This is a genomic window from Pseudomonas sp. MAG733B (genome assembly GCF_036884845.1).
GTDB lineage: Bacteria > Pseudomonadota > Gammaproteobacteria > Pseudomonadales > Pseudomonadaceae > Aquipseudomonas.
Map to the genome: position 1 here is coordinate 3,028,954 of NZ_CP145732.1, position 13,537 is coordinate 3,042,490.

17 protein-coding genes are annotated in these 13,537 nt (G+C 58.7%); 11 read left to right on the forward strand and 6 right to left on the reverse strand.

Translation table 11 applies throughout. The features are described from left to right. Positions 1-92: 92 nt before the first annotated feature. The 3 genes from V6Z53_RS14055 to V6Z53_RS14065 are packed head-to-tail and all read left to right on the forward strand — an operon-like array spanning position 93 to position 2,363. Entirely contained in the window at positions 93-1,109 is a 1,017-nt protein-coding gene (locus tag V6Z53_RS14055; protein ID WP_338586125.1) for an aldo/keto reductase, read from the forward strand. Between the two features lie 2 nt (positions 1,110-1,111). Continuing rightward, positions 1,112-1,909: an SDR family oxidoreductase gene (locus tag V6Z53_RS14060; RefSeq protein WP_338586126.1), complete on the forward strand. Its 798-nt coding sequence runs from the start codon at positions 1,112-1,114 to the stop codon at positions 1,907-1,909. A gap of 43 nt (positions 1,910-1,952) precedes the next feature. Then, positions 1,953-2,363, forward strand: coding sequence for an SRPBCC family protein (locus V6Z53_RS14065; RefSeq protein ID WP_338586127.1), 411 nt, complete (start codon positions 1,953-1,955; stop codon positions 2,361-2,363). 135 nt (positions 2,364-2,498) lie between these two features. Here the strand turns inward: V6Z53_RS14065 and V6Z53_RS14070 are convergent, their stop codons facing one another. After that, on the reverse strand, positions 2,499-3,893 hold the full coding sequence (locus V6Z53_RS14070) for a HAMP domain-containing sensor histidine kinase (RefSeq protein WP_338586128.1): 1,395 nt from the start codon (positions 3,891-3,893) through the stop codon (positions 2,499-2,501). After that, complete coding sequence (locus V6Z53_RS14075; protein ID WP_338586129.1) at positions 3,871-4,554, reverse strand: response regulator transcription factor; 684 nt, start codon at positions 4,552-4,554, stop codon at positions 3,871-3,873. The genes V6Z53_RS14070 and V6Z53_RS14075 overlap by 23 nt, the downstream gene beginning before the upstream one ends. A gap of 355 nt (positions 4,555-4,909) precedes the next feature. Here V6Z53_RS14075 and V6Z53_RS14080 point away from each other — a divergent pair, with 355 nt between their 5' ends. Next, a complete protein-coding gene (locus V6Z53_RS14080; protein WP_338586130.1) occupies positions 4,910-5,842 on the forward strand; it encodes a hypothetical protein in 933 nt (310 codons plus the stop codon). 211 nt (positions 5,843-6,053) lie between these two features. Here the strand turns inward: V6Z53_RS14080 and V6Z53_RS14085 are convergent, their stop codons facing one another. After that, positions 6,054-6,665 carry a glutathione S-transferase gene (locus tag V6Z53_RS14085; protein WP_338586131.1) on the reverse strand — a complete coding sequence of 204 codons (612 nt, stop codon included), beginning with the start codon at positions 6,663-6,665 and terminating at the stop codon, positions 6,054-6,056. 350 nt (positions 6,666-7,015) lie between these two features. On the opposite strand from V6Z53_RS14085, the gene V6Z53_RS14090 reads away from it, so the two are divergent. The 3 genes from V6Z53_RS14090 (at position 7,016) to V6Z53_RS14100 (ending at position 9,594) form a co-directional block, all read left to right on the forward strand. After that, positions 7,016-7,420, forward strand: a complete 405-nt coding sequence (locus V6Z53_RS14090; protein WP_007907888.1) for a TraR/DksA family transcriptional regulator — start codon at positions 7,016-7,018, stop codon at positions 7,418-7,420. 246 nt (positions 7,421-7,666) lie between these two features. After that, the gene (locus V6Z53_RS14095) at positions 7,667-9,271 is read left to right on the forward strand and encodes a methyl-accepting chemotaxis protein (RefSeq protein ID WP_338586132.1); all 1,605 of its coding nucleotides are present in this window, start codon (positions 7,667-7,669) and stop codon (positions 9,269-9,271) included. 119 nt (positions 9,272-9,390) lie between these two features. Continuing rightward, entirely contained in the window at positions 9,391-9,594 is a 204-nt protein-coding gene (locus V6Z53_RS14100; protein WP_338586133.1) for a hypothetical protein, read from the forward strand. Between the two features lie 8 nt (positions 9,595-9,602). On the opposite strand, the gene V6Z53_RS14105 is transcribed toward V6Z53_RS14100, so the two are convergent. The 3 genes from V6Z53_RS14105 to V6Z53_RS14115 all read right to left on the reverse strand — a co-directional run bounded on the left by V6Z53_RS14105 (position 9,603) and on the right by V6Z53_RS14115 (position 10,622). Then, a complete protein-coding gene (locus V6Z53_RS14105; RefSeq protein ID WP_047530030.1) occupies positions 9,603-9,842 on the reverse strand; it encodes a DUF2789 domain-containing protein in 240 nt (79 codons plus the stop codon). A gap of 139 nt (positions 9,843-9,981) precedes the next feature. Next, positions 9,982-10,212, reverse strand: a complete 231-nt coding sequence (locus V6Z53_RS14110) for a hypothetical protein (protein ID WP_150768615.1) — start codon at positions 10,210-10,212, stop codon at positions 9,982-9,984. A 161-nt stretch (positions 10,213-10,373) separates the two neighbouring features. Further along, positions 10,374-10,622 (reverse strand): hypothetical protein, encoded by a 249-nt coding sequence (locus V6Z53_RS14115; RefSeq protein ID WP_338586134.1) that lies wholly within the window; start codon positions 10,620-10,622, stop codon positions 10,374-10,376. A gap of 435 nt (positions 10,623-11,057) precedes the next feature. Between V6Z53_RS14115 and V6Z53_RS14120 the strand changes: the two genes are divergently transcribed. The 4 genes from V6Z53_RS14120 to V6Z53_RS14135 all read left to right on the forward strand — a co-directional run bounded on the left by V6Z53_RS14120 (position 11,058) and on the right by V6Z53_RS14135 (position 13,490). Continuing rightward, positions 11,058-11,507 carry a hypothetical protein gene (locus V6Z53_RS14120; protein WP_338586492.1) on the forward strand — a complete coding sequence of 150 codons (450 nt, stop codon included), beginning with the start codon at positions 11,058-11,060 and terminating at the stop codon, positions 11,505-11,507. Beyond that, positions 11,507-11,710 (forward strand): hypothetical protein, encoded by a 204-nt coding sequence (locus V6Z53_RS14125; protein ID WP_338586135.1) that lies wholly within the window; start codon positions 11,507-11,509, stop codon positions 11,708-11,710. Before V6Z53_RS14120 ends, V6Z53_RS14125 begins: the two co-directional genes overlap by 1 nt. 118 nt (positions 11,711-11,828) lie before the next feature. After that, positions 11,829-12,845 carry an ABC transporter substrate-binding protein gene (locus tag V6Z53_RS14130; protein WP_338586136.1) on the forward strand — a complete coding sequence of 339 codons (1,017 nt, stop codon included), beginning with the start codon at positions 11,829-11,831 and terminating at the stop codon, positions 12,843-12,845. A gap of 207 nt (positions 12,846-13,052) precedes the next feature. Beyond that, entirely contained in the window at positions 13,053-13,490 is a 438-nt protein-coding gene (locus tag V6Z53_RS14135) for a DUF3995 domain-containing protein (protein ID WP_338586137.1), read from the forward strand. Positions 13,491-13,537 lie beyond the last annotated feature (47 nt).

The following is a 13,537-nucleotide window of genomic DNA, read 5'->3' on the forward strand; positions in this document are numbered from 1 at the left end:
TGCACATTATGTCTTGGACGGTCCGATCGCTGCAATCTAGCATCTGCTCAACGGTCACCCAACTGACCTCAGAAACTGACGAGGATTGAATCATGAGCTTGAAAGACAAACTGCCCGGCGCGCTGGGTTTCGGTACTGCCCCACTGGGCAACATGTTCCGCGCCATTCCTGAAGAGGAAGCGCAAGCCACCGTCCATGCGGCCTGGGATGCCGGCGTGCGTTACTTCGACACCGCACCGTTCTACGGTTCGGGCCTGTCGGAAATCCGCCTCGGCACCGCATTGTCCCGCTACAACCGCGACGACTATGTGCTCAGCAGCAAGGTCGGCCGGGTGATTCTCGACGAAGTCGAAGACGCCGCTGCCCGCGATCTGGGCGAGAAGAGCGGGGTGTTCGAACACGGTCGCCCGAACAAGATCGTCAACGACTACAGCGCCGACGCAACGATGCGTTCGATCGAAGACAGCCTCAAGCGCCTGCAAACCGATCGCCTGGACATCGTCTGGGTGCATGACATCGCCCAGGACTTCTACGGTGATCAATGGCTGGAATACTTCAACCAGGCCCGCACCGGCGCGTTCAAAGTGCTGACTCGCCTGCGTGAAGAAGGCGTGATCAAGGGCTGGGGCCTGGGTGTGAACAAGGTCGAGCCATGCGAATTGACCCTTGATCTGAGCGAAGCGCAGCCGGACGGTTTTCTTTTGGCCGGCCGCTACACTCTTCTCGACCATGACCGCGCCTTGCAACGCTTGATGGACGCGGCGCTGGCGCAGAACGTTGAAATCGTGGTCGGCGGCCCTTACAGCTCGGGCATCCTGGCCGGTGGCGCACACTTCGAATACCAAAAGGCGAGCCCGGCGATCATCAACAAGGTCGAGCAGATCAAGCGCATTGCGGCGGCCCATGGTGTCGACATCAAAGCAGCAGCGTTGCAGTTCTCGTTGGCCAACCCGGCGGTGGCGGCAGTCATTCCAGGTGCCAGCCGTCCAGAGCGGATTGCCGAAGACGTGGCCGCGTTGTCGGCGGTAATTCCTGCAGCCTTCTGGCAGGCGCTGCGCGACGCAAAACTGGTGTCCGAACGCGCACCTTTGCCAATCATTGGAGCCTGAACATGAAAATTGATTTGAGCGGAAAACTGGCGATTGTCAGCGGCAGCACTGCCGGCATCGGCCTGGGCATCAGCAAGGCGCTGGCCGAATCCGGCGCCACGGTGGTGGTGATCGGCCGCGAGACGTCCAAGGTTGATCAGGCGCTGGCGAGCATTCGCCAAAGCGTGCCCGATGCACAACTGCGCGGTTTGACTGCGGACCTGGGCACCGCCGAAGGCGCCGAGAAACTCTTCGCCGCCGAGCCGCGTGCGGACATCCTGGTGAACAACCTCGGGATCTTCAACGCAGTAGATTTCTTTGACACGCCCGACAGCGAATGGACGCGCTTCTATGAGATCAACGTGATCTCCGGCGTACGCCTGTCCCGGCATTACGTGCCGGACATGGTCAAGCAGGGATGGGGCCGGGTGATTTTCCTGTCCTCGGAATCCGGCATCGCGATCCCGGCTGACATGCTCAATTATGGCGTGACCAAAAGCGCCAACCTGGCGGTGTCCCATGGTCTGGCCAAACGCTTGGCGGGCACCGGGGTGACGGTCAATGCGATCCTGCCTGGCCCGACGCTGACCGACGGCGTTGAGGAAATGCTCAAGGACGCCATTGCCCAATCCGGTCGTAGTCTGCGGGAGGAGGCCGACGCCTTTGTACGCACGGCCCGGCCGACTTCGATCATTCAGCGCGTGGCGAATGTCGAGGAAGTGGCGAATCTGGTGGCGTATATCGCTTCGCCTTTATCCTCGGCCACCACTGGCGCAGCCTTGCGGGTCGATGGCGGTGTCGTCGACAGCATGGCAATCTGAACCTGATTGATTGATTGATTGATTGATTGAGAGAGCACATTACATGGCATCAGCATCTGCGTTTATCGACATCCCGGCCTCGGCCGATCAGGTCTGGCAATTGATCGGCGGTTTCAACTCGCTGCCGGACTGGCTGCCGTTCATTCCCAAGAGTGAGCTCAGCGAAGGCGGGCGGGTACGCAGCCTGCAAACCGCCGACGGCGCTGCAATAGTCGAGCGCCTGCAAGCGTTCGACAACACCGCGAAAACCTACAGCTACTCGATTTCGCAGGCACCGTTTCCGGCCACCGATTATCTGGCGACGATCAAGGTTGAAGCGCTGGGGCAGGGTGCGCGAGTGACCTGGTCCGGTCGGTTTGAGCCGGTGGGCGTGAGCGATGAGGAAGTGGTGGCGCTGTTCACCGGGATTTATCAGGGTGGGCTTGAGGCACTGCGGGCCAATTACCCAACCTGATAGCACCACAACTCCCCTGTGGGAGCGGGCTTGCTCGCGAAAGCGGAGTATCAGTCAACATCATTGTTGAATGAGAGACCGTATTCGCGAGCAAGCCCGCTCCCACATTGGATCTGCTGAGTTCTTGAAAATGCGCTAGGTCTGCGGAATCAAACTCTGCTCACAATCCAGCACCAGCTGCGCGCCACCCAACTCGCTGCTACCCACCTCAAGCGTAAACCCATGCAGGCTGACAATCGCTGCGACGATCGACAGTCCCAACCCGAAACCGCTTTTCAGATTGCCCGCCTCGGCGCGATAAAAACGCTGGAACACCGCCTCGCGCTCGGTCTCGGGAATGCCCGGGCCGGAGTCGAGGACTTCGATGCGGGTATGTCCGTTTTCATCGACTCCACGCAAAATTACCTGGCCACCGGGCGGGGTGAATTTGATCGAGTTGCTCAACAGATTCGCCACCGCTTCGAACAACAAGGCGCGGTCGCCATTGAGCGGCGGCAAGGATTCCGGCAGTTGCAGCTCAAACGTCAGGTCGTCGTCTTCCGCCAGCGGCAAATAAAACTCATGCAGTTCCTGTAGCAACGACACCGGATCAAGCTGCACGAAACCGGAACGGCGCTGACGATCCTCCAGCTCGGAAATCCGCAGCAACCCACGAAACCGCGCCATCAGCGTATCAGCCTCGCCCAGCACCAGATCCAGTTGCGCCGCTTGCGCCGAGCCTTCACCGGCCTGTTGTTGCATGCGGTAAAGCTGCGCACGCAGGCGGGTCAGCGGCGTGCGCAGGTCATGGGCAATGTTGTCGCACACGCCCTTGACCTCATGCATCAGGCGCTCGATGCGTTCAAGCATCACGTTGACGATGGCGGCGAGCATGTCCAGTTCATCGCGGCGATTGGACAGCGGCAAGCGCCGGGTAAGGTCACCGGCGACGATGGCTTCGGCACTGGCCTGAATTGCGCGGATACGCCTCAGCGGACGACGGCGCAGCAAGTGCCAACCGACGATGCCGGGCAGGATGGTCAACGTCACACCCCAGAACAGTGCGTGCAGGATGATCCGCGTAACGGCAAACAGCGAGCCGTTGTCGCGCACCAACACCAGCCAAAGTCCGTCCCGGGTCTGGGTCGCCACGGCGTCGCAGCTGTCATTTGGCAGCGTCGGATCGTCGGAGTCGGCGCAGTCGCTGAGCATGTGGATCTTGCCGTCCAGCGGCAGGCCTCGGGGGATGTGGTCCAGGGCGCCGCTCAGGTAACGGTGCTGATGATCGAACAGGCCATAGGCGTCGATGCCGCGGATGTCGAAGGTCATGCTGACGGCGAGGGCGTCCAACAGTTGTTCGCCCTGGAAGCGCGAGAACAGATGCTGGCGCTGCATCAACGAGTGCTTGGCCAGGTTGTCCAGGTACGCGGACACCTCGTAGTACATGACCCCCATCAGAATGCCGCTCCAGATCACGAACAGCGCGCTGTAGAGCGCCAGCAAACGACTGCTGGAAGAGCGCCAGCCTTTAGACGGGTTCGGCAATGACATAACCCGAGCCTCGCACGGTTCGAATCAATGGGGCATTGCCAGGTGGGTCGATCTTTTTGCGCAGGCGGCCGATGTGCACGTCGATCAGGTTGGTGCCGGGGTCGAAGTGATAACCCCAGACCTCTTCGAAAATCATCATCCGCGACAGGATCTGCCCGGTGTTGCGCATCAGGAATTCCAGCAGCTTGTATTCGGTGGGCAGCAGCGTGAGCAATTGACCATCGCGGCTGGCTTCGTGGCTGATCAGGTTCAACTCCAGATCCGCCACCCGCAGCGTGGTGGCTTGCGCAGTCCCGGTGTTCTGCCGGCGCAGCAGGACTTCCACGCGCGCAGCCATTTCATCAGTGGCGAAAGGCTTGGTCAGGTAATCGTCGCCGCCAGCCCGCAGGCCGCGCACGCGTTCATCGACATCGGAGAGGGCGCTGATCATCAGGATCGGCGTGGCCACGCCCATGGTCCGCAGCGTGGTGACGATCGCCAGGCCATCAAGCTCGGGCAGCATGCGGTCGAGGGTGATCAGGTCATAGTTGCCGCTCACCGCGCGTTCCAGGCCTTCGCGACCGTTGTCGACCCAGTCGACATCGAGTCCGTGGCTGCTCAGTTCGGCGACGATTTCCCGGGCGGTCACGGCGTCGTCTTCGATGGTCAAGATGCGGGTCATAGGGCTGGCCTGATTAAGTGTTCACAACGTTGTGCTGCATTTTGCCAAGAAAAGAGCGCAGGCTTTCTAAATAAAAGTTCATGGTCAAAGAAAAGATCGCAGCCTTCGGCAGCTCCTGCATTTAAAACGTATTTCCCTGTGGAGCTGCCGAAGGCTGCGATCTTTTGATCTTCTGATCAGTGCATAAAACCCGTTGAGCATACCGGTTCCTTGCATATTGCATGGGCTGCGGAAGTTCAATGTTTATAACTCGCTGAGCCTTAACGATTTTTCCAAAGTGCGCGAATGGCACGGTGACTGCAACTGCTGATCCACAGAGTTGTAACACCATCTTTCTGCCTGGAGCGATACAACAATGAATAGATCCTCTGAAGGTTTCTATCCCGCCATGGATGAATCGAGCACGCTCTCGGGCGTGTCCTGGGGCGCGATTTTCGCCGGGGCCGCGGCTGCGGCGGCGTTGTCGCTGATCCTCGTGCTGCTCGGTTTCGGCTTGGGGTTTTCCGCGGTCTCGCCATGGGCCAATGAAGGCATGAGCGCCAAGGGCCTGGGCATATCGACGATTGTCTGGCTGGCGTTCACGCAGATCGTGGCGTCCGGGCTGGGTGGCTACATCGCCGGACGGTTGCGGGTGAAGTGGGCGTACATGCATGGCGATGAAGTCTATTTCCGTGACACGGCCCACGGTTTTCTCGCCTGGTGCGTGGCGACGCTGGTGACGGCCACGCTGGTGGCGGGTTCAGTCAGCAGCGTGGTCAGCGGCGGAGTGCAGGCCGGCGCGAGCATGGTCGGTGGCGCTGCGAGTGCCGCCACGCAAGCGGCAAGTACCGCTGCCGGCAACACCGACAGCGATCAGTACGGTTATTACATCGACAGCCTGTTTCGCGATGATCGTCCAGCTGCCGTCAGCGATGACGCCGCCCGAGGCACCGTCACCCGAATCTTCGTGCGCTCCCTGAGCAACGACGGACAACTGGCCGCCGAAGACCGCACCTACCTGGCCCAACTGGTGGCGCAGCGGACCAACCTGACGCAAGCGGACGCGGAACGTCGTGTCGACGAAGTCTATGCCCGCACGCAAAAAGCCGTGGCCGACGCCAAACTGGCTGCGCAACAAGCGGCTGACACCGCCGCCAAAGTCGCCGCCTGGACCACGCTGTGGATGTTCGTCGCCCTGCTGGCCGGTGCGTTCTTCGCCAGCTTCGCCGCGACCTTCGGCGGTCGTCGTCGGGACGCAGTGGTGTATCTGGAAACCGACACCTACGTGACCACCCCAACGATTCGTTAAACCAGGAGAATCATCATGCGTTCATTACTGCTGTTCTTTCTCGGCGTACCGATCCCGATCATCATTCTGATCGCCTTGTTCATGCATTGATCCATCGTTGATGGTGGCTGTTACTCCGTCATCGCGAGCAGGCTCGCTCCCACAGGTTGATCGCGGTCAACTGTGGGAGCGAGCCTGCTCGCGATGGGTCAAATCAGACGCAGAAAATCTGTCAGTCAATCGGAGTGCTTAAAAAGTCCGGAAGCCCCTCGGCATAAGCAGTAAACGCAGCAATCCGGGGAAACTGCACATCCGTTACCTGATCCGGCACCACATATCGGGTAAAACTCCACGCCACAGCCACCGTGATACCCGCCTGATCAATCTCTCCGTCAGTGTTCAGCGGTTGCTTCTCCAACTCCCGTTCCAACGCCGAATACGCCGCCGCCAATTGCCCTTCAACTCGCTCAACCCACAGTTCGTACTGAATCTCCGCCGGTCGCAAGTTGCGCTCGTAATATAGCTGCACCGATTTTTCACTGGCGGCCAATGCCAGGCCAATCAGGCGCAACGAGCGCCGGCGCTGTTCGAGGTCCGCAGGCATCAAGCTGCGGTCCTGGCCGGCCAGTGCTTCCAGGTAGTCGATGATCAGCGTCGAATCCATCAACACTTCACCGTCATCCAGCACCAGCGTGGGCGCCTTGACCACCGGGTTGATCTGCTGGAAGTGTTCGAAGTGGCGAAACACCGATACCGATTCGTGCTCCAGCACGATGCCCAAGCGTTTGGCAGAAATGGCGACGCGTCTTACATAGGGCGAATCCAGCATGCCGATCAGCTTCATTTAACCGCTCCTTGAGTGAGCCATTTCGGGAGGAACAACCTTAGCTGAGGTTCGCAGGCCTGCAAACGCAGCCGTTTGTCTTCTATATACCTGTGCCGAATTGAATTTCTTGCTATAAACGCACTCCGATATCCGCCTGAATGCCTGCCATAGAGCATTTTCGAGGCTTTGTCGGACAAATTCGCTGTCTTTTCAGTTGCTGAGGCCTCAAGTCGGCCTTAGACTGCCGCCCCTCGTAAATTGAGTGCCGGGTGGCGCTTGGTATAAACGGCGCCTTTCCGATGGCCTGTCCAGGTCTGCCGGATCGCTCCCTAATTCGCCTTAATGCACGTTTTTTTATAGAGATATCAATGACAAAGGACAAGTTGCTGGCCATGCCGGCGGATGACTACATGAATGCCGAGCAACATGCTTTTTTCTCCGAGCTGTTGCAGAACATGAAAGTCGAAACCCATGAGCGCATCGAACAGAACCGCATCGCCATCGAGAGCCTGGACACCCCGGCTGACCCGGCTGACGCGGCTTCCGTTGAAGAAGAGCGCACCTGGCTGGTAAACGCGATCGATCGCGACCAGCGCATGCTGCCTCAGTTGGAACAAGCCCTAGAACGCATCAAGGAAGACAGCTTTGGCTGGTGCGACGACAGCGGCGAGGCAATCGGCCTCAAGCGCCTGCTGATCAGCCCGACCACCAAGTACTGCATCGAAGCTCAAGAGCGTCACGAGCAGATCGACAAGCACCAGCGTCAGGCCTGATTCTGCGGGGCAGTCCATCCAAGATGGGTTGCTTTTGAAAAGATCGCAGCCTTCGGCAGCTCCTACACGGTTCGCGTGAATCTGTAGGAGCTGCCGAAGGCTGCGATCTTTGCTTTTCGCCGTCTTCGATTCCTCAAACCTTCTATTGATCTACTGCAACGCCCTCGACTAAAGCCTCATAGATAATGGCTTTATAGTGGCGTTTAATGCGAAGACAACAATTAGAAGAATTTTGGGGTGACAACGATGACGAGAGACGAGTCTCTGGTTGCGGCAATGCCTGCACCAGTGTTTTTGCCGAAAAACCGCTGGCTGACACCCACGCTGCAAAGCATCGCCCTGGTGCTGTTGCTGTGTGGAATGACCCTCGGCGGCTGGTCGCTTTACCTCGGCCTGCCAGTGGCCGTACTGGTTGTCTGGCTACCACGCTTGCGCTCACGCGCACCCTCAGAATCCGCTCCTGCCGATACATCCAGCGCCATCTCCACGTTAACCCGCGATCTTTCCTACACCACCAGCCATAACGCGCTGTCGGCCGCCGGTGTGGCTTTTTCCGTCAAGCAACTGGCTGACAAGCTGCAATCGCAGCTCGGCGCGGCGGCACAAATTGTCAGCAATGCCGAAGTCATGATCGCCACTGAACAAGCCACCTCGACCCTAAGTCGTGAAGCCCTTTGTGCTGCGAGCGAGGCGCATCAGAGCGGTGCGGCAGGGCGGACCGAGTTGGTCGAATCGATTGCGCGCATGCATCAGCTCAGCCAACGCGCCAACAGCAGCCGTGAGCTGATCGAAGCCCTGAGCCTGCGCAGCGATGATATCCAGCGCGTGACCCTGGTGATCCAGTCCATCGCCAGCCAGACCAACCTGCTGGCCTTGAACGCGGCAATCGAAGCGGCGCGGGCCGGGGAACACGGCCGTGGCTTCGCGGTGGTGGCTGACGAGGTTCGCGGACTCGCCGCGCGCACGGCGACCGCGACCGGTGAAGTCGGGGAGATGGTGGCCGACATCCAGCAACGCACCGCGCAAGTGGTGGAGCAGATCCGCCAACTGTCCAGCGACCTCGACACCGGCGTCGAGCAGGTCGAGCACACCGGTCAGCACCTGGAAAACATTGCCCGGCTGGCGGCCAGCGTCGAAAGCCAGGTCGGGGAAATCGCCCGAGGTGCGGACACCAACCGCGAACAACTCGACAGCCTGTTTCACGCCATTGAACAGATGCGCAGCGACCTGGCCATCAGCGATCAACAGACCCGGCGCCTGGCCGAAGCCGCCGTGCAGATGGAAGGCCAGGCCGAAACCATCAGCGAACGCCTCGCCGAAGTGGGGCTCGATGATTATCACCAGCGGATCTACGACCTCGCTCGGGAAGGCGCGAGCCAGATCGCGGCGCGTTTCGAAGCGGACATCGAAGCCGGGCGTATCAGCCTCGACGATTTGTTCGACCGAAATTATCAGGCGATCCCCGATACCGTTCCGGCGAAATACCAGACGCGTTTCGATCGCTACACCGATCAGGTCCTGCCGTCGATTCAGGAACCGTTGTTGCCCCGACATGAAGGCCTGGTGTTCGCCATCGCCTGTACTCAGCAGGGCTACGTGCCGACCCACAACCAAGTCTTCAGCCAGCCGCTGACCGGCGACGTGCAGGTCGATACCCTGCAAAACCGCACTAAACGCAAATTCGCCGACCGCACCGGCATTCGCTGTGGCAGTCATCAGCAGGCGGTATTGCTGCAAACCTACACCCGCGATACCGGTGAACTGATGCACGACCTGTCGGTGCCGATCATGCTCAAGGGCAGGCATTGGGGAGGCTTGCGCTTGGGCTACAAGCCGGAGAAACCTCGTTAGAGGCGGGTGATTGTTACGGTTTTGGAAACGAAGCTGTACACAGTCGTTATTGTTTCTTCGCCTGCGGACTCATTACCATACCTACATAGTTAGGTTGCTAACGGAGTTCGGAGGTCAGCATGCAAAGCAAAGTCGATGTCGCGGTAATGATTGGCAGCGGTGTGCCCCCCAGTTTGCGCGCTCTGGGGCAGAGTGTGTGCTGGGTGGTGTTGCTCAACGGTGAGCGTCGGGGGACGGCATTTTCCAGTCGCACCGAAGCAGAGGAGTGCAAGGCTGCCTGGCTGGCGCAGTTGAACGCCGAGAAACCAGACAGCCTGCATTAAGCCTGAGGTTAGTGAATCTGGTGCATGCGCAGGTTGAGGTCGTCGACCACCCGCGCCCAGTCGGCATCTTCACGCAGTTGTTCTTTTAGGAAACCTGCCTGTTGCGGCGTCCAGAACTCGGCATCGATGAGTTTTTTGTCGTCGGGCAGCGGTGAATGGCTGGCAATGAAATCGTCGATAGCTTTCTGGGTGGAGTCCAGGCCGAGCTGGTCGAACAAACCTTTCAAATCGTGGGTCGGTGATTCCATTTTCATCTCCTTGCAGGTTGCCGGTCGAATCGAATACGAGATCTGAGCTACGGCTTCTCTACTTCTGAGAGAGCCGGGCTTCAAGAGTTCGAAAACGATGTTTGAACGCAGGAGAGAGCATAGACCGCAAACCCGGTCTTCAGGCTTTCAATGCACCGGCATCGACCGCAGCCTTGAGTTCTTTGGCGGATTCCTGGGCAGCGACGGCGGCGATATCCGAGGACTTGAACCAACGGTCTTTCTCGACCTGGTGATAGGTCACGGTTTTCAGCGGTGGCTTGGCGCGCATGACGATCACTGCCTGAAACTCGCCGTCGACTTCTCTGGCTTCGCCCCGGATAAAAAACTCGCCGATATCAAATTCCGTCACGTAGCAGCCTTCCCTTGGAAATACATTGTTGTTCTCAACGCAGCCCGCTTTCTGGGGGATGCGTTTTATTGGGCGGGCAGTATGGCAGTAGTTGCACATCGCCGCCTGAGATAAGTCGCCGGGCAGACGAAACGCTCATTGACGTGAGAGCGTTCGGCAACTCAATAGCCTGATTCAAGCTGCCGGGCGAGGGCGCAGGCTTCGTTGTGGTCCGCTCGGAAACCTCTGACGCGTCCTGTGGAAATATCCTTGATGTGAAAGAAGGCATTGCCGGCCAAAACCACCTGAAACCGCGGCCGGGCAGGGGCGCCGTGAAGCAGTTGATGGGCGTGGACGAGTGTCGGGAACGAGGTTGATGCGGTTGCCGTGTCTGGCGCCAGGGGGTAGGCAAAGTGAGTCAATGTGCACATATGAAGTCCTTTTCATTGTTTTTACCGACGTATGTACGTCGTTATGGGTAGTCTGCGAGAGCATCGCTGCTCTAGAATCACCGTCACTGGTGGGTGAATGATGTTTATCTAAAGCAATTTTCCGCGGGCGATATGTAGGAAAAGTGCTTTTCTTGATCGGTTTTTTCCTCGATGTTGATAGTCCATAATTTTCTGGCCGCCAGCAGGGAGTTTTCCTTCAACCCCTGACGAACGCCGGGCAGGACGATGCGAGTGATGTTCCAGTAGTCTTCTCGATGCTTCGTGATGGATGAGTGCACTGCTCATTCAGGATTTCATCTCGGGTTATTTGGCTGCACCTTCGGCATTGCCGCTTTTTTGGCTGTGCGTTTTTTTCCGCGTACGGCACCATTTTTCAGATGTGGGGATGTTTCCTTGGCAGTAAGTAATCTCGATATGCATGCTTTGTTCGTGTTGGGTGATTTGCGCGCAAAGCTGGTCAAGCAGTTTCAGTCACGTTTCGTTTACATCACCGAGCAGAATGCGGAAGGTATCTACATCGCCGAAGTCGACACGGAATCGGCGCTGGTGGTGGACGATAAACCGGGGCTCAAACTCAAGGTTGGCGATCATTTCAGCGCCTCGGTGTTGCCCAGCCGTGAGGGCGGCAAGCTGGAAATCAAATTCCGTGAAATCAAACTGACGGTGTATGGCCTGGGCGACTATGCCTTTGTAACCACCGCTGACGGCCAGGCGATTGTGTTCAAGGAAGGTCACAGCGTGGTGACGGTGTTCGCCGCCCACCAACAGTTGCAGGAAGGCCTGACCAAGACCCTCAAGGCTGTGACCGCCAAGGCCGCCAAATGGCGCAAAGGCGAACTGGTGACGTTCAAGGCCAGCGAGTAATGAGCCTGACCCGCGCCGACTTCCATCAACAGAACCAGGCCAGCGCTCAAGCCGAGGCCCGGCAACTGTTCGAGCGCAAAGCCGTCATGCAGGGAGCCTGGCTGAGCTGGGTCGCATCACAGCTCTACGGGTTGCGCCCGGCGGAATACGCCAGCATGGTCAGAAGAGAGCTGATGCGCTTGCAGGAAATTTCCGAAAATTGATCGGCGCCCCTCGAAAGCAGGAACCTCTACTACAGTCAATTGACTGAGTATTCAGAGGCTTCGCGGTCCTCCGCCCGGCCATCCTGCTATTGCTGTGAACAGCACGAGGTGCAAAAGCATGAAAGGTTTTCGACGGTTGCTGGCTGCGGTCCTGGCCACTTGCGGTTTGTTGGCGTCACCCGTTCCGGTGTTGGCCGCCCAGGCGCCGATTCATTTCGCTGACTTGAACTGGGAAAGCGGCAGCCTGATCACCGATATCCTGCGGATCATTGTCGAAAAGGGCTACGGCCTGCCGACGGATACGTTGCCGGGCACCACCATCACCCTGGAAACCGCACTGGCCAACAATGACATTCAAGTCATTGGCGAAGAGTGGGCCGGGCGCAGCCCGGTGTGGGTCAAGGCCGAGGCCGAAGGCAAGGTCGTCAGTCTCGGCGATACGGTCAAGGGCGCCACCGAAGGCTGGTGGGTGCCGGAGTACGTGATCAAGGGCGACCCGGCCAAAGGCATCAAGCCGATGGCACCGGACCTGCGCAGTGTCAGCGACCTGCCCAAATACAAGGACGTGTTCAAAGACCCGGAAGCGCCGAGCAAGGGGCGGTTTCTCAACAGCCCCATCGGCTGGACGTCGGAAGTGGTCAACAAGCAGAAGCTCAAGGCCTATGGGCTGGACGACAGCTATGTGAATTTCCGCAGCGGTTCGGGGGCGGCACTGGATGCGGAGATCAGCTCGTCGATCCGCCGCAGCAAACCGGTATTGTTCTATTACTGGTCGCCGACGCCATTGCTCGGCCGTTTCAAACTGATCCAGCTGGAAGAGCCACCATTCGACGCCGAAGCCTGGAAAACCCTGACCGACGCCGACAACCCGAATCCACAGCCGACCCGTTCGCTGCCCTCGAAACTGTCCATTGGCGTGTCCACGCCGTTCCAGAAGCAGTATCCGCAGATCGCCGAGTTTTTCACCAAGGTCGATTTTCCCATTGAACCGTTGAACAAGGCGTTGGCCGAGATGAGTGAAAAGCACACCGCGCCGCGCCAGGCAGCAGAAGCGTTCATGAAGAAGCACCCGGACGTGTGGAAGGCCTGGGTGCCCAAGGATGTGGCCGACAAGGTGTCCGCCGAGTTGAAGTGATGTGTTGAGTTTGGAACTGTCATCGCCAGCAGGCTAGCTCCCACCTTGGACCGCCGGTGTTCCTGGAATCCATGTGGGAGCTAGCCTGCTGGCGATGCTTTTAATCGCATAAATCTCTCGTTCGTCAGCCTTCGTACCAGCGGTCATGCATATCCAAAAAAGCCGACTAGGATGATTTGACCAAATCCCTTTCAAGGATCTTCAACCATGACCTTTGCGTTGGCTCAATGGCTGGTGACGATATTTGCGGCGATTGCTCTGGTACACGTTTACTGGGCGCTGGGGGGCGAATGGGCTGCCGTAGCAGCCGTTCCTCAAGTGCCGCATGAAGGCAGCACGCAACTGCGCCCGGCCTTCAAGCCGCGAGGCTGGCTCACGCTGCTGGTGGCGGCTGCCCTGTTGGTAATTGCCCTGTTGGTGTGTTTGCGCGTCGGCTGGTGGCTGCCACAGGTGGATCATCAAGTGTTGCAGTGGGTGATCAGCGCCATCGCGCTTCTGTTATTCGCCCGGGCGATTGGCGATTCGGAACTGGTGGGGTTTTTCAAGGAGGTCAAAGGCTCCAGGTTTGCGCGGTGGGATACCTGGGTGTATTCGCCGTTGTGTGTGGTGTTGGGGAGTGGATTGTTGGCAGTGGCCTGGATCTGAGGCGTGGCCGAAAAGCATCGCGGGCAAGCCTTGCTCCTACAGAGTTT